Origin of the sequence: Streptomyces sp. NBC_00016, from assembly GCF_045040885.1 — a bacterium.
GTDB lineage: Bacteria > Actinomycetota > Actinomycetes > Streptomycetales > Streptomycetaceae > Streptomyces > Streptomyces coriariae.
This window is the reverse complement of the sequence record NZ_CP108304.1, coordinates 2,136,071-2,151,893: the sequence shown is the minus strand read 5'-3', so window position 1 is coordinate 2,151,893 and position 15,823 is coordinate 2,136,071. Positions and strand designations below refer to the sequence as shown.

At 69.6% G+C, this 15,823-nt stretch carries 11 protein-coding genes; all 11 read left to right on the top strand.

What is annotated here, in order from left to right; translation table 11 throughout:
* The first annotated feature begins 288 nt into the window (after positions 1–288).
* The 11 genes from OG933_RS09615 to OG933_RS09565 all read left to right on the top strand — a co-directional run bounded on the left by OG933_RS09615 (position 289) and on the right by OG933_RS09565 (position 15,746).
* Entirely contained in the window at positions 289–1,626 is a 1,338-nt protein-coding gene (locus OG933_RS09615) for an OFA family MFS transporter (RefSeq protein WP_405626516.1), read from the top strand.
* 293 nt (positions 1,627–1,919) lie between these two features.
* Positions 1,920–2,867 (top strand): beta-ketoacyl-ACP synthase III, encoded by a 948-nt coding sequence (locus tag OG933_RS09610; RefSeq protein ID WP_020125644.1) that lies wholly within the window; start codon positions 1,920–1,922, stop codon positions 2,865–2,867.
* Positions 2,868–3,094: 227 nt separating this feature from the next.
* Entirely contained in the window at positions 3,095–3,772 is a 678-nt protein-coding gene (locus OG933_RS09605) for a GntR family transcriptional regulator (protein ID WP_020125645.1), read from the top strand.
* Positions 3,773–3,967: 195 nt separating this feature from the next.
* Complete coding sequence (locus OG933_RS09600) at positions 3,968–5,149, top strand: ROK family transcriptional regulator (RefSeq protein WP_142268154.1); 1,182 nt, start codon at positions 3,968–3,970, stop codon at positions 5,147–5,149.
* A 161-nt stretch (positions 5,150–5,310) separates the two neighbouring features.
* On the top strand, positions 5,311–6,882 hold the full coding sequence (locus OG933_RS09595) for a sugar ABC transporter ATP-binding protein (RefSeq protein ID WP_405626515.1): 1,572 nt from the start codon (positions 5,311–5,313) through the stop codon (positions 6,880–6,882).
* Positions 6,879–7,895 (top strand): ABC transporter permease, encoded by a 1,017-nt coding sequence (locus OG933_RS09590; protein WP_362522901.1) that lies wholly within the window; start codon positions 6,879–6,881, stop codon positions 7,893–7,895. Before OG933_RS09595 ends, OG933_RS09590 begins: the two co-directional genes overlap by 4 nt.
* Positions 7,896–7,912: 17 nt before the next feature.
* On the top strand, positions 7,913–8,974 hold the full coding sequence (locus OG933_RS09585; protein ID WP_405626513.1) for a substrate-binding domain-containing protein: 1,062 nt from the start codon (positions 7,913–7,915) through the stop codon (positions 8,972–8,974).
* Between the two features lie 518 nt (positions 8,975–9,492).
* Positions 9,493–10,701 (top strand): Gfo/Idh/MocA family protein, encoded by a 1,209-nt coding sequence (locus tag OG933_RS09580; RefSeq protein ID WP_405626512.1) that lies wholly within the window; start codon positions 9,493–9,495, stop codon positions 10,699–10,701.
* Between the two features lie 21 nt (positions 10,702–10,722).
* Positions 10,723–11,721 carry a sugar phosphate isomerase/epimerase family protein gene (locus OG933_RS09575; protein ID WP_405626510.1) on the top strand — a complete coding sequence of 333 codons (999 nt, stop codon included), beginning with the start codon at positions 10,723–10,725 and terminating at the stop codon, positions 11,719–11,721.
* Positions 11,722–11,850: 129 nt separating this feature from the next.
* Complete coding sequence (locus tag OG933_RS09570) at positions 11,851–14,349, top strand: carbohydrate-binding protein (RefSeq protein ID WP_405626508.1); 2,499 nt, start codon at positions 11,851–11,853, stop codon at positions 14,347–14,349.
* 14 nt (positions 14,350–14,363) lie between these two features.
* Positions 14,364–15,746 carry a ThuA domain-containing protein gene (locus tag OG933_RS09565; RefSeq protein ID WP_405633312.1) on the top strand — a complete coding sequence of 461 codons (1,383 nt, stop codon included), beginning with the start codon at positions 14,364–14,366 and terminating at the stop codon, positions 15,744–15,746.
* Positions 15,747–15,823 lie beyond the last annotated feature (77 nt).

Below are 15,823 nucleotides of genomic sequence, written 5' to 3'. Positions count from 1 at the left end.
TCCGTTCGGTCGAGGGTACCGAGGAACTGTCGAATCCTGTCGACGAAATATTGTCTACAGTATGGAGGATGGGGCGGCAAGGGTTCGCGCAGCGTCCGAGGCGGTTCGGGCAAGCTCGGGGGCGGTGAGGGGAACGGACGAGGAACGGACGAGGTCCGGGAACGACCTCGGAAACGGTTACGGAAACCGGTCGGTCCGACCGTTCGGCGCAGCCTGGATACCGTTCACCGCATACTGTCGACGCGCCGCCTTTTCAACGCCCGCGCCGCTTCCTACCGTTCAGGACTCATGAGTCCCCCTGTCGCACCGGCCGGCTGGAGCCGCTGGCTCGTCCCCCCGGCCGCTCTCTCGGTCCACCTCTCCATCGGCCAGGCCTACGCGTGGTCCGTGTTCAAGCCCCCGCTGGAATCCTCGCTCGGCCTCAGCGGCACCCAGAGCGCGCTCCCCTTCCAGCTCGCCATCGTCATGCTCGGCCTGTCCGCCGCCTTCGGCGGCACGCTGGTCGAGCGCAACGGACCGCGCTGGGCGATGACCGTCGCCCTGGTCTGTTTCTCGTCCGGTTTCCTGATCTCCGCGCTCGGGGCCGCCACCGAGCAGTACTGGCTGATCGTCCTCGGCTACGGCTTCGTCGGTGGAATCGGCCTCGGTATCGGTTACATCTCGCCCGTCTCCACACTGATCAAGTGGTTCCCGGACCGGCCCGGTATGGCCACCGGCATCGCCATCATGGGCTTCGGCGGCGGCGCACTCATCGCCTCGCCCTGGTCGGCGCAGATGCTGGAGTCGTTCGGATCCGACAGCTCCGGCATCGCCCTCGCGTTCCTCGTACACGGGCTTTCGTATGCGGTATTCATGACGCTGGGTGTCCTGCTGGTGCGGGTACCGCGCGGCGCGCAACCGGTCGCGGGCGGGCCCAGCGCCGTCGAGGGCGTCCAGGTCTCGGCGAGCAGGGCGGTGCGCACTCCGCAGTTCTGGTGCCTGTGGGTCGTGCTCTGCATGAACGTGACCGCGGGTATCGGCATCCTGGAGAAGGCCGCCCCGATGATCACGGACTTCTTCGCCGACACCTCCACCCCGGTCTCGGTGTCCGCGGCCGCCGGCTTCGTCGCCCTGCTGTCCGCGGCGAACATGGCGGGCCGGATCGGTTGGTCGTCGACCTCCGACCTGATCGGACGCAAGAACATCTACCGGGTCTACCTGGGTGTCGGTGCCCTGATGTACGCCCTCATCGCGCTGATCGGCGACTCGTCGAAACCCCTGTTCGTGCTGTGCGCGCTGGTGATCCTCTCCTTCTACGGCGGCGGTTTCGCGACGATCCCCGCCTATCTGAAGGACCTGTTCGGGGCCTACCAGGTCGGCGCGATCCACGGGCGGCTGCTCACCGCCTGGTCCACCGCGGGCGTGCTCGGTCCGCTGATCGTGAACTGGATCGCCGACCGGCAGGAGGACGCCGGAAAGCACGGCTCGGCCCTCTACACCCTGTCCCTCTTCATCATGATCGGGTTGCTGGCCGTCGGCTTCGTCGCCAACGAGCTCGTCCGGCCCGTCCACGCCCGCCACCATCATGTCCCCGCCCAGAGGGAGGCCGCCGATGTCGAACGACAGCAGCCCGAGTCCGCAGCCTGACAGGCGCCCACTGATCGCCTTCGCCTGGTTGTGGGTGGGCGCACCGCTGGCCTACGGGCTCTATGAGCTGGTACAGAAGGCGACGCAGCTGTTCACGAAGTAGCCGGGTAGCAGTGTTTCTCGGGGGCGGGTGCTCGGCGGGGATGCGTTCGGCGGCTGCTCGGGCGTCCGAGGGCTATGGGGAAGCCGACAACCCGGGAACCGGTTTCCTGTCGCTTCACGCGCCCTCGTACCCGTGAGTCACTGATCAGACTGGTGGATCCCGCTACCCAAGGCAACGAGGGGACCCCCCAATGAACGGCTCGCGCATCGCCGCCGTCGGCCACTACCAGCCCGCCAAGGTGCTCACCAACGAGGATCTGGCGGGCCTGGTCGACACGAGTGACGAGTGGATCAGGAGCCGGGTGGGCATCCGCACGCGCCACATCGCCGGCCCCGACGAGCCCGTGGACGAGCTGGCCGCGCACGCCGCCGCCAAGGCACTCGCGGCGGCTGGCCTCGCGCCGAGTGACATCGACCTGGTGCTGGTCGCGACCTCCACGGCCGTCGACCGCTCGCCGAACATGGCAGCCCGGGTCGCCGCCCGTCTCGGCATCCCGCAGCCGGCCGCGATGGACATCAACGTCGTCTGCGCCGGTTTCACCCATGCGCTGGCCACCGCCGACCACACGGTCCGCGCGGGCGCCGCGACCCGTGCCCTGGTCATCGGAGCCGACAAGATGTCCGAGGTGACCGACTGGAGCGACCGCACGACCTGCGTGCTCGTGGGCGACGGAGCGGGCGCCGCCGTGATCGAGGCCTGTCCCGACGGAGTGGAGCCCGGCATCTCGCCGGTGCTGTGGGGCTCGCTGCCCGAGATGGGGCACGCGGTGCGTATCGAGGGGCAGCCGGCACGGTTCGCCCAGGAGGGGCAGAGCGTCTACCGCTGGGCCACCACCCAGTTGCCGCCGCTGGCGCGACAGGCCTGCGAGCGGGCGGGCCTCACCCCCGCGGACCTCGCCGCCGTCGTCCTGCACCAGGCGAACCTGCGCATCATCGAACCCCTCGCGCAGAAGATCGGCGCCGTCAACGCGGTGGTCGCGCGTGACGTCACCGAATCGGGTAACACGTCCGCCGCCAGCATCCCGCTCGCCTTCTCCAAGCTCGTCGAGCAGGGCGCCGTCTCCACGGGGGACCCGGTACTGCTGTTCGGCTTCGGCGGCAACCTGTCGTACGCGGGACAGGTCGTGCGCTGCCCGTGAGCGAAGGTGGGGTGCGGTCTCGAATGGATTCCCGCGGGTGGGGCGCGGCGTAGTGTGACGCGATCGACTGTGCCCGGCTCTGGCTACTGTGCGCCGTAGACTGTAGACGAAAGACAATCGATACTCGGCTGTAGACAGTCGACCGGCTGCGAACAGCCGAGTACGTCAATCGATATGTGGCTTTCCGGTTGCAGTTGCCCGGTGTTGCCCAGGAGGGGGACCGACCGATGTTGTCGACAGGACTGCCGCAGGGCGCGGTGCCCAAACTCGAACGCCCCGGCCCGCTGCGCGACCGCGTCTACGAGGCACTGCTCGAACTCATCACCACCCGCGCCCTCCAGCCCGGCCAGCATCTCGTCGAGAGCGAACTCGCCACGCACCTCGGCGTCTCGCGGCAGCCGGTGCGCGAGGCGCTCCAGCGGCTGAACACCGAGGGCTGGGTGGACCTCAGGCCCGCCCAGGGCGCGTTCGTGCACGAGCCGACCGAGGACGAGGCTGATCAACTCCTCACCGTGCGCACGCTGTTGGAGGCAGAGGCCGCGCGGCTCGCCGCGGCGCGCGCGGACAAGGCCGGCATCGAGGCCCTGGACGAGATCCTGGCCCAGGGCATGCTGGCCGTGGCCGGTGACGACGTGGACACCGCGGTCGCCCTGAACGCCCGCTTCCACGCGAAGATCATCGAGCTCGCGGGCAACGCGGTGCTCGCCGAGCTGGCAGCCCAGGTGGACCGCCGGGTGCGCTGGTACTACACGCCGATCGCCCGGCAGCGCGGTCATCAGTCCTGGATCGAGCACCGCGACCTGATCGCGGCGATCGCCGCCCACGACGAGCAGTCGGCCACCCGGCTGATGCGTGAACACACCGAGCACACCCGGCGTTCGTATCACGACCGCCCCAAGTCCTGAGCCCGCTCGGGACAGGTGTCTCACCGGGCTTCGACCGGTTTCGGGTGCCTCGGGTCCGCTCTTTGTCCTGTGAGTGGAGAAAGTTGACGGCAATCCGTGCACAGCTTCTTCCCAGGTTCGGCAGGCGCTGCTACGTTCCCTTCGAAAGCCCGACACTGGTGGCCGAACTGAGGCGGGGAGGGGCTCGTGAGACGTATGACGGCGCGACCCGCGAACGCCCATCAGGCCCGTCTGCTCAAGCTGTTGCGCGACGGCGGCCCCAACTCCCGAGCCCAACTGGGTGATCAGGTCGACCTGTCGCGGTCCAAGCTGGCCGTGGAGGTGGACCGGCTCCTGGAGACGGGGCTGGTCGTGGCCGACGGACTCGCCGCCTCGCGCGGCGGCCGCCGCTCCCACAACGTCCGGCTCAACCCCGGGCTGCGCTTCCTCGGTGTCGACATCGGCGCGACCTCGGTCGACGTCGCGGTCACCAACGCCGAACTGGAGACCCTCGGACATCTCAACCAGCCCCTCGACGTACGTGAGGGTCCGGTCGCGGTCTTCGAGCAAGTCCTGTCCATGGCCGCGAAGTTGAGGGCGACGGGACTCGCCGAGGGCTTCGACGGCGCCGGTATCGGCGTACCCGGTCCGGTTCGTTTCCCCGAAGGCGTGCCGGTGGCACCGCCGATCATGCCCGGCTGGGACGGCTTCCCCGTGCGGGAGGCACTCAGCCAGGAGCTGGGCTGCCCGGTGATGGTCGACAACGACGTGAACCTCATGGCGATGGGGGAGCAGCACGCGGGCGTCGCCCGCACCGTCGCCGACTTCCTCTGCGTCAAGATCGGCACCGGGATCGGCTGCGGCATCGTCGTCGGCGGCCATGTCTACCGAGGTACGACCGGCAGCGCGGGCGACATCGGGCACATCCAGGCCGTGCCCGACGGCCGGCCGTGCGCCTGTGGCAACCGGGGTTGCCTGGAGGCCTACTTCAGCGGTGCGGCCCTGGCCCGGGACGCGCTGGAGGCGGCCCAGCAGGGCCTCTCGGCGGAACTCGCGGCACGGCTGGCGACGAACGGCGGCCTCACCGCCGTCGATGTCGCCGCCGCGGCGGCCGCGGGAGACGCCACCTCCCTGGAGATGATCCGCGAGGGCGGCAACCGTGTCGGCCAGGTCATCGCCGGACTCGTCTCCTTCTTCAACCCCGGTCTGGTGGTGATCGGCGGCGGCGTGACCGGCCTCGGCCACACCCTGCTCGCCGCGATCCGCACCCAGGTGTACCGCCAGTCGCTGCCCCTGGCGACCGGCAACCTACCCATTGTTCTGGGGGAGTTGGGCCCCACCGCCGGTGTCATCGGCGCGGCCCGGCTGATCAGCGACCACCTCTTCTCACCCGCGTAAGCCGCTACCCGGCACGGTCTCACCAGCACAGCGTGTCGCTCCGCCCTGCCCCGCTCCACCCTGTTCCGCCCCGCCCCGCACTGCTCTGCCCTGCTCTGCCCTGAGAACAACGACTTGTTCTGCCCTGACTCCGGCCCGCACGTCCGCCGAGGGGAACCCACATGGCAACAGAACCACCCCTGCTCAGCATGTCCGGCATCACCAAGTCCTTCCCCGGAGTACGGGCGTTGGACGGCGTCGACCTCGCCGTCCAGGCCGGTGAGGTGCACTGTCTGCTCGGCCAGAACGGTGCCGGCAAGTCCACCCTCATCAAGGTTCTGGCCGGCGCACATCAGCCCGACGACGGCGTCATCCGCTGGCAGGGCGACCCCGTCACCCTGCGCTCCCCGATCGCCGCCATGCGCCTCGGCATCGCCACCATCTACCAGGAACTCGACCTGGTGGAGCACCTGTCGGTGGCCGAGAACGTCCACTTGGGACATGAACCCACGGCCGCCGGATTCGTCGTACGGGGCAAGGTGGCGCGCGCCTCGACGAGCGCCCTGCTGAAGCGGCTCGGGCATGCCGAGATCGATCCTGCCCGATTGGTCGGGGAGTTGTCGGCGGCGCAACAGCAGATCGTCTCCATGGCGCGTGCGCTCTCCCACGACGTGCGGCTCATCGTGATGGACGAACCGTCCGCCGCGCTCGACCCCGACGAGGTCGACAACCTGTTCCGTATCGTCGGCGACCTGACCGCCGACGGAGTGGCCGTCGTCTACATCTCGCACCGGCTCGAGGAGATCCGCCGCATCGGCGACCGCGTGACCGTACTGAAGGACGGCCGCGCGGTGGCGGGCGGGCTCCCGGCGAAGACGACGCCGACCCGTGAGGTCGTCGCGTTGATGACGGGCCGCAACGTCGAGTACGTCTTCCCCGAGCGGCCGTCGGGTGACGTGGTCGCCGCCACGGACAGTGCCGGAGGAGCGGCCGGTACCGGTGCCGGGTCTGCGGCCGGGACACCCGTGCTGGAAGTGCGAGGGCTCGCCCGGGAGGGTGAGTTCGCGTCCCTCGACCTGACCGTACGGGCCGGGGAGATCGTCGGGCTCGCCGGACTGGTCGGCTCGGGGCGGTCGGAGATCCTGGAGACGATCTACGGAGCGCGGAAGCCGAGTGCCGGTCAAGTACTCGTCGACGGAACGCCGTTGCGTCCGGGCAGCGTGCGGGCGGCTGTACGGGCCGGGCTCGGCCTGGCCCCCGAGGAACGCAAGGCGCAGGCCCTGCTGATGCTGGAGTCCGTCACCCGCAATGTCTCCGTCTCCTCCATGTCCCGCTTCTCGCGCGGGGGTTGGATCGACCGGCGTGCCGAACGGGGTGCGGCGCGGGCCGCGACGCGCGAGCTGTCGCTGCGCCCCGACAATCCGTCCGCCCCCGTGCGCACGCTGTCCGGCGGCAACCAGCAGAAGGCGGTCCTGGCCCGCTGGCTGTTGCGTGGCTGCCGGGTCCTGCTCCTCGACGAGCCGACGCGCGGCGTCGACGTCGGTGCCCGCGCCGAACTGTATGCAGTCGTCCGTCGACTGGCTGACGAAGGCCTCGCCGTGCTGCTGGTCTCCAGTGAGGTGCCCGAGGTGCTCGGCCTCGCCGACCGCGTGCTGGTGCTCCGCGAAGGCCGCGTCGTCCACACGGCGCCTGCCCGTGAGCTGGATGAACACCGCGTACTCGATCTCGTCATGGAAGGAAGCCCGGCGTCATGACGCAGCCCGTCTCCCCACCGCGGGACAGCACCGACAAGGTGTCGCAGATCCCGCCCCCGGCCTGGCGCACCACAGTGGCCCGCGCCGACGTCCGCACCCTCTCCCTGCTCGGCGTGCTCGCCGCGCTCGTCGTGATCGGCGGGATCACCAGACCGGACGAGTTCCTCGACACCCGCAACCTGCAACTCGTCCTCACCCAGGGGTCCGTGATCGGTGTCGTCACCGTCGGGATGACCTTCGTCATCACCTCAGGGGGCATCGACCTCTCGGTCGGCGCGATCGTCGCGCTGGCCTCGGTGTGGGCGACCACGGTCGCCACCCAGGAATACGGTTTCGCGGGCATCCTCTTCACGGCGGTGATCGTCGGACTGGGCTGCGGTCTGGTCAACGGTCTGCTCATCGCGTACGGCGGGATGGTGCCGTTCATCGCGACGCTCGCCATGCTGGCCTCCGCCCGCGGACTGGCCCTCCAGCTCACGGACGGCCGGACGCAGATCGTGACCGTGGACGGCGTCCTCGACCTGGGCGAGCGCGACGCCTATGTGCTCGGCGTCCCGCCCCTTGTGATCGTCTTCGCGATCGTGACGGTCATCGGCTGGTTGGTGCTGAACCGCACCACGTTCGGTCGCCGCACGGTGGCCGTCGGCGGTAACGCGGAGGCCGCCCGGCTCGCCGGCATCGACGTACGCCGTCAGCGGCTGTACCTCTACCTGCTGTCCGGCCTGTGCTGCGGCATCGCCGCCTTCCTGCTGATCATCCTGTCCGGCTCGGGACAGAACACCAACGGCAACCTCTACGAACTCGACGCCATCGCGGCCGCGATCATCGGCGGCACGCTGCTCACCGGGGGGCGCGGCACCATCACCGGCTCCGTGCTCGGCGTACTGATCTTCACCACGATCACCAACATCTTCGCCCTGAACAACCTGCAGAGCGACGTCCAGCAGATCGCCAAGGGCGCGATCATCGTCGCCGCCGTGCTGGTCCAGCGCCGTACCGCGAGCACGACCTGAGGAAAGGGTTCACCGTCATGCCAGAGCCGACACCGTTCACGAACCGCTTCACCAGTCGCAGAGGAATGCTCTTCGGGGCCGCCGCAGTCTCGGCCGGTACCCTCCTCGTGGGTTGCACCAGCAACGATTCCAAGGATGAGGAGCCGGCCGCGAACGACCAGCCGGCCGCCGACGACAAGCCCGGCAAGCAGGTCACCATCGGCTTCGCCGGACCGCAGGCCGACCACGGCTGGCTCAACGCCATCAACGACAACGCGGAGAGCCGAGCGAAGAAGTACTCCGACGTGACGCTGGAGATCACCGAGGGCTCGAACGACACCGCCCAGCAGATCGGCCAGATCGAGACCCTCATCAACAAGAAGGTCGACGTCCTGGTCGTGCTGCCCGCCGACGGCAAGGCCCTCACCCAGGTCGGCCTGAAGGCGATGCGCGCGGGCATCCCCGTCGTCAACCTCGACCGGATATTCAACACGCCTCAGGCGTACCGGTGTTGGGTCGGCGGCGACAACTACGGAATGGGTCTCAACGCCGGGCACTACATCGGGGAGAAACTCAAGGGAAAGTCCGACGCCAGGGTGATCGAGCTGGCCGGCCTGGACAACCTGGAGCTCACCAAACAGCGCACCCAGGGCTTCGACGACGCGCTGAAGAACTACCCCAACATCAAGAAGGTCGCCCGACAGGCCGCCGAGTTCACGGTCGAGTCGGGGCAGGCCAAGATGGCCCAACTGCTGCAGGCGCAGTCCCAGTTCGACGCGCTGTGGAACCACGACGACGACCAGGGTGTGGGTGCGCTGCGCGCCATCGAGCAGGCCGGACGTGACGACTTCCTGATGGTCGGCGGGGCGGGCGCTCTTGCCGCATTCCAGGCGATCAAGCAGGACAACGGTGTCCTGAAGGCAACCGTTCTCTACCCGCCGACCATGGCCGCCTCCGCCATCGACCTCGCCCGCGCGCTCGGCCAGGGCAAGGGCGTCGGCGGTCTCGCCGAGTACGAGATCCCCGCCTCGATCACCCTCTACTCGGCGGTCGTCGACAAGACCAACGTCGACCAGTACATGTCCACCGGCTTCAAGTAGGGCGTGCTCTGTCCGGGGGACGGTCGCACGCCACCCCGTTCGGCAGCGGTACACGGGATATCGGCTACGGGATACGAAGTGCGGGACACGGGCGACGAGCGAGCGGCCGCGGGCTCCGTGCGCCGGGCGCTCTGCCGAGCGACCTGAACCGCGAGCGTGGTGCGGGAGTCACCGACTTCCTTGGAGTTCGCCCCGGCACCGCACGGCGCCGGCGCGGTCGTCAACGCTCCCTGTGGAAGGCCACTGGGTCCGGGGACGGTGCGCCGTCCGATGGGTCGCATCCACCGCATCGACCGCATCCACCGCATCGACCCCGTCCATCCCGTCGACCGGAAGGCCCGGCCCGACGAGCCTGCCGTGCCCGAGCGTGCCCCGTTCGAGCCGAACCCGCCCACCGGGCGGCATCCGCCCCCGTCCGGCGGCACCAGCTCCCCCTGGGCATCCGCCGGACGGCTCGGGCCTTGTGCCCGACGGCGTCCCACCCCCCACCGTGCCACGACGACAAGGAGGACAACCGTATGGAACAGCCGCAGCAGTCAGCAGGACCGGAGGCGGGCAAGCAGCCGCTCCGTGTGGGGATGGTCGGTTACGCGTTCATGGGCGCCGCCCACTCACAGGGCTGGCGCACCGCGGGCCGAGTCTTCGATCTTCCCCGCCGTCCGGTCCTCGCCGTGATCTGCGGCCGCGACCCCTCCGCCGTGCGGGCGGCGGCGGACCGGCACGGCTGGGCGGCTACCGAGACCGACTGGCGTGCTCTGATCGCCCGGGACGACATCGACCTCGTCGACATCTGCACCCCCGGCGACTCCCACGCCGAGATAGCTGTGGCGGCGCTGGCCGCCGGCAAACACGTCCTGTGTGAGAAGCCCCTCGCGAACACTGTCGAGGAGGCCGAGACCATGGCCCGTGCCGCCGAAGCCGCGCATGCGCGCGGTCAGTTGGCGATGGTCGGCTTCAACTACCGCCGGGTCCCGGCCACCGCCCTGGCCCGGCGGATGGTGGCCGAAGGCCGGCTGGGCACCCTGCGCCATGTTCGTGTGACGTACCTTCAGGACTGGCTGGTGGACCGCGAGTTCCCGCTGACGTGGCGACTGCGCAGGGAACTGGCCGGCTCCGGCTCGCTCGGCGACCTGGGCGCGCACATCGTCGACCTCGCACAGCATCTCGCGGGGGAGCGGCTCGCGGGAGTCTCCGCGATCACCGAGACCTTCGTACGGCAGCGGCCGTTGCCCGGTGGTCCGACGAGCGGCCTGAGCGCGGTCTCCGCCCACGGCACCGGAACGGTCACCGTGGACGACGCAGCCCTGTTCACCGCTCGCTTCGCCTCCGGCGCGCTCGCCTCCTTCGAGGCGACCCGGTTCGCCACGGGACGCAAGAACGCCCTGCGTCTCGAACTCAACGGTGAGCGCGGCTCGTTGGCCTTCGATCTGGAACGCCTCAACGAGCTCTGGTTCCACGACGCCACCGAACCGAGCACACACGCCGGCTTCCGCCGCATCCTCGTCACCGAACCCGACCACCCCTACCTGAACGCCTGGTGGCCGCCGGGTCATGGGCTCGGCTACGAGCACACCTTCGTCCACCAGGTCCGCGACCTGGTGCACGCCGTCGCCGAGGGCGGCCGCCCCGAACCCTCCTTCGCCGACGGGCTACAGGTTCAGCGCGTCCTGGCGGCGGTCGAGGAGAGCGCCGAGAAGAACTCCGTCTACACCCCGATAGCGGACTGAGGACCAAGGAGGGCCTGGAGCATGCCGCGTACGTTCACACTCTTCACCGGCCAGTGGGCCGACCTGCCCCTGGAGGAGGTCTGCCGCCTCGCCCGCGACTTCGGTTACGAGGGGCTCGAACTCGCCTGCTGGGGTGACCACTTCGAAGTCGACAAGGCACTCGCGGATCCCGGATACGTGGAGTCGCGTCACCAACTCCTCGACAAGTACGGCCTGAAGTGCTGGGCCATCTCCAACCACCTGGTGGGGCAGGCCGTCTGCGACGCCATCATCGACGAGCGCCACCAGGCCATCCTGCCCGCCCGTATCTGGGGCGACGGCGAACCGGAGGGCGTCCGGCGGCGAGCCGCCGCCGAGATCGCCGACACCGCCAGGGCCGCGGCCGCCTTCGGCGTCGACACGGTGATCGGCTTCACCGGCTCCGCCATCTGGCATCTGGTCGCCATGTTCCCGCCCGCGCCCGAGTCGATGATCGAGCGGGGCTACGAGGATTTCGCCGAGCGCTGGAACCCCATTCTCGACGTCTTCGACGCGCAGGGAGTGCGGTTCGCGCACGAGGTGCACCCCAGCGAGATCGCATACGACTACTGGACGACCGTACGCACGTTGGAGGCGGTCGACCGTCGACCGGCCTTCGGCCTCAACTTCGACCCGAGCCACTTCGTGTGGCAGGACCTCGACCCGGTCGGCTTCCTCTGGGACTTCCGCGACCGCATCTACCACGTGGACTGCAAGGAGGCCCGCAAGCGACTGGACGGCCGCAACGGGCGCCTCGGCTCCCACCTGCCCTGGGGCGACCCGCGACGCGGCTGGGACTTCGTCTCCGCCGGCCACGGCGACGTCCCCTGGGAGGACGTCTTCCGCATGCTGCGCTCCATCGACTACCAGGGCCCGATCTCCGTCGAGTGGGAGGACGCCGGGATGGACCGGCTCCAGGGCGCCCCCGAGGCCCTCGCACGCCTGCGGGCCTTCGACTTCGAGCCGCCCTCCGCGTCCTTCGACGCGGCGTTCGGCAACTGAGCCGGCTTAGCCAAGCGCGGCAACCGAGCCCCCCCACAGGCTCACCCGACTGTTCATCCGTCACCGGGATGACGGCGCATCCCGGCATTCGCACCCGCCCGTACAACCAGCCCCACTCTGGAGGCATCCGTGCACGGGAACGACCCCACCACCGGCACCCGCAGAGCCGAGACCCGCGGACGACGTCCATCGCTGCGCAGAGCCGTCGCCCTGCTGAGCGGCGCCCTGCTGGCCGGCGCGTCGCTCACCCTCACCGCACCCCGGGTCGGCGCAGCCGTCGCCGACCCGGTGGTCGCGGCAGCCGAGGACTTCCAGCAGGTCACCCTCGCCAAGGGCGAGGCCGAGGTAGGCGAGCCCATGTCGCTCGCCGTGCTGCCCGACCGCTCCGTCCTGCACACCTCGCGCGACGGCGAACTCCGGCTCACCGACGCCGCCGGCAACACCCGACTGGCCGGCAAGCTCGACGTCTACTCCCACGACGAGGAGGGTCTCCAAGGCATCGGAGTGGACCCGGAGTTCGCGGCCAACCGCTTCATTTACCTCTACTACGCGCCGCCGTTGAACACCCCGGCGGGCGATGCCCCCGAGACCGGAACGGCCGCCGACTTCGCTCCCTTCGACGGCGTCAACCGCCTTTCCCGCTTCGTGCTCGGGACGGACGGGACGCTCGACGTCTCGAGCGAGACGAAGATCCTCGACGTACCGGCCTCGCGCGGCCTGTGCTGCCACGTCGGCGGCGACATCGACTTCGACGCGGCAGGGAACCTCTACCTGTCCACCGGCGACGACAGCAACCCCTTCCAGTCGGACGGCTTCACGCCCATCGACGAGCGCGACAACCGCAACCCCGCGTTCGACGCCCGCCGTTCCTCCGGCAACACCAACGACCTGCGCGGCAAGATCCTGCGCATCAAGGTGAACACCGACGGCTCGTACGCGGTCCCGGACGGCAACCTGTTCGCGCCCGGTACGGACAGGACGCGGCCCGAGATCTACGCGATGGGTTTCCGCAACCCGTTCCGCTTCAGCGTCGACAAGGCCACCGGCATCCTCTACGTCGGCGACTACGGCCCCGATGCCGGCGCGGCCGATCCTGCTCGTGGACCGGCCGGTCAGGTCGAGTTCGCGCGGGTCACCGGGCCCGGGAACTTCGGGTGGCCGTTCTGCACGGGCGACAATGACCCGTATATCGCATACGATTTCGCGACCGGTGTATCCGGTGCGCCCTTCGACTGTGCCGCCCCGAAGAACACCTCGCCGCACAACACCGGCCTCACCGACCTGCCCCCGGCCCAGCCCGCCTGGATTCCGTACAACGGCCCGTCGGTACCCGAGTTCGGCGACGGTTCCGAGTCTCCGATGGGCGGCCCCGTCTACCACTACGACGCCGCGCTCGACTCGCCGGTGAAGTTCCCCGAGGCCTACGACGGGAACTTCTTCGCCGGTGAGTTCGGCCGGCGCTGGATCAAGCGCATCGTCGGCGACGCGAACGGCGCCGTGCAGTCGATCAACAACGTCCCGTGGACCGGTACCCAGGTGATGGACATGGCGTTCGGGCCCGACGGCGCGCTGTACGTCCTCGACTACGGCACCGCCTGGTTCGGCGGCGACGAGCACTCCGGTCTGTACCGCATCGAGAACGCCACCGACGGCCACTCCCCGGTCGCCCAGGCCGCAGCCGACCGCACGTCGGGACAGGCCCCTCTGAAGGTACGTTTCTCCTCCGCCGGAACGGCCGACCAGGACGGCGACGCGCTCACCTACCACTGGGACTTCGGCGATGGCGGCACCTCGACGGCGGCCGACCCCACGCACAAGTACAAGAAGAACGGCACGTACACCGCGACCCTGACCGTCGAGGACGGCTCCGGCCGTACCGGCGGCGCGAGTGTGCAGATCGTGGTGGGGAACACGGCGCCGAAGGTGGTGCTGGAAACGCCGAAGGACGGCCAGTTGTTCAGTTTCGGTGACGCGATCCCGTTCAAGGTGCGGGTCACCGATCCCGAGGACGGCAAGGCGATCGACTGCTCCAAGGTCGAGGTCACGTTCGTCCTCGGCCACGACAGCCACGGTCACCCGGTAACGTCGGCAACCGGTTGCACCGGCACCCTCCAGACCAGCGCCGACGGCGGCCACGACGAGGACGCCAACATCTTCGGAGTCCTCGACGCCGAGTACACCGACGGCGGAGGCGGCGGCCAGGCCCCGCTCACCTCGCACGACCAGAACGTCCTTCAGCCCCGCCACCGCCAGGCCGAGCACTTCGGTGACTCGTCCGGTGTCACGGTCATCACCAAGGACGTCGCCCACGGCGGCAAGACGGTCGGCGACATCGACAACGGTGACTGGGTCTCCTTCACGCCGTACGTCCTCGGCAACGCCACGAAGGTCACGGCACGTGTCTCCTCGGGCGGCGCGGGCGGAACGCTGGAGATCCGGGCCGGCTCGCCGACCGGCACCCTGCTCGGCAAGGCCACCGTCCCGGTGACCGGCGGCTGGGAGACCTTCCAGGACGTCAGCGCCGACCTGTCCCGCACCCCGCGCGGCACCACCACGCTCCACCTCGTCTTCAAGGGCGGCTCCGGCGCCCTCTTCGACGTGGACGACTTCACCTTCACGACCGGCTGAGAGGAGGGCACGTGATGTATGCAACCCGCCGACTGGCCACCGTCGTCGTGGGCGCGGCGCTGCTCCTCGGCAGTGTCTCGGGCCCGGCTGCCTCGCACTCCGAGGACAGTGGGAGCAAGGGCATGGGGAAGGGAAACAGCGGGAAACGGGTACTGGTCTTCTCCAAGACGGCCGGTTTCCGGCACGACTCGATCCCGGACGGCGTCGCCGCGGTGCGAGAGCTCGGCGCGGCGGGCGGCTTCGGGGTCGACGCCACCGAGGACGCGGGCGCCTTCACGCCGGGGAACCTGCGGCGCTACGAGGCCGTCGTCTTCCTGTCGACGACCGGGGACGTCCTGGATTCCGCACAGCAGGCCGCCTTCGAGGGCTACATCCGGCACGGCGGCGGTTATGTCGGGGTCCACGCGGCGGCCGACACCGAGTACGACTGGGAGTTCTACGGTGGCCTCGCCGGCGCCTGGTTCCAGTCGCATCCGGCGATCCAGCCGGCGACGGTCGACGTCGAGGACCGGGCCCACCCGGCGACCTCGGGGCTCGCCCGCACCTGGAACCGCACCGACGAGTGGTACAACTACCGCTCCAACCCGCGCGAGCGGGCACACGTCCTGGCCTCGCTCGACGAGCAGTCGTACACCGGCGGCACCATGAACGGCGACCACCCGATCGCCTGGTGTCAGAACTATCAGGGCGGCCGCGCCTTCTACACCGGGGGCGGTCACACGAAGGAGTCGTACGCGGATCCTGCATTCCGTAGACACCTGCTGGGCGGGATACTGTATGCGGTCGCCGATGTGCAGGCCGACTGCCGACCGGAGAACGGATACCGTCCACTCTTCGACGGCACGTCCCTGGACGGCTGGCAGCAGGCCGGACCCGGCTCCTTCACCCTCTCCGACGACGGCACGCTGACGTCCACGGGCGGAATGGGTCTGCTCTGGTATGCCGGTCGTAGCTTCGGGGCGTACTCCGTGAAGCTCGACTGGAGGACCACAGCCGCCGGCCCGAGCGACCCCGGCGACGACAACTCCGGTGTGTTCGTGGGCTTCCCGCCGTCGGACGACCCGTGGTCCGCGGTGGACAACGGCTACGAGATCCAGATCGACGCCACCGACGTCCCCGAGAAGACCACCGGGTCGGTCTACGGCTTCCGGTCCGCCGACCTGAAGAAGCGGGACCGCGCGCTGAACCCGCCGGGGGAGTGGAACACGTACGAGATCCGGGTGGAGGGCGAGCGTCTGCGCGTCTGGCTCAACGGCGTGAAGATCAACGACTTCACCAACACCGATCCGGCGCGGAGTCTGCGCGACGGCCACCTCGGCCTCCAGAACCACGGAGCCGACGACCAGGTGTCCTTCCGTGACGTCCGGATCAGGGAACTGCCCGGCCAGGGCCACTGAACGGCGGCGGGCGGGGGACGCCGTACCCCCGCCCGCCGTCACCACCCCGGCCGTCACCACCCCGGCCGTCACCACCC

Coding starts and splice junctions, on each gene's coding strand:
- OG933_RS09610 (WP_020125644.1), top strand. CDS start 1,920: ATGAACGGCTCGCGCATCGCCGCCGTCGGCCACTACCAGCCCGCCAAG.
- OG933_RS09575 (WP_405626510.1), top strand. CDS start 10,723: ATGCCGCGTACGTTCACACTCTTCACCGGCCAGTGGGCCGACCTGCCC.
- OG933_RS09615 (WP_405626516.1), top strand. CDS start 289: ATGAGTCCCCCTGTCGCACCGGCCGGCTGGAGCCGCTGGCTCGTCCCC.
- OG933_RS09580 (WP_405626512.1), top strand. CDS start 9,493: ATGGAACAGCCGCAGCAGTCAGCAGGACCGGAGGCGGGCAAGCAGCCG.
- OG933_RS09605 (WP_020125645.1), top strand. CDS start 3,095: ATGTTGTCGACAGGACTGCCGCAGGGCGCGGTGCCCAAACTCGAACGC.
- OG933_RS09590 (WP_362522901.1), top strand. CDS start 6,879: ATGACGCAGCCCGTCTCCCCACCGCGGGACAGCACCGACAAGGTGTCG.
- OG933_RS09595 (WP_405626515.1), top strand. CDS start 5,311: ATGGCAACAGAACCACCCCTGCTCAGCATGTCCGGCATCACCAAGTCC.
- OG933_RS09565 (WP_405633312.1), top strand. CDS start 14,364: ATGTATGCAACCCGCCGACTGGCCACCGTCGTCGTGGGCGCGGCGCTG.
- OG933_RS09585 (WP_405626513.1), top strand. CDS start 7,913: ATGCCAGAGCCGACACCGTTCACGAACCGCTTCACCAGTCGCAGAGGA.
- OG933_RS09600 (WP_142268154.1), top strand. CDS start 3,968: ATGACGGCGCGACCCGCGAACGCCCATCAGGCCCGTCTGCTCAAGCTG.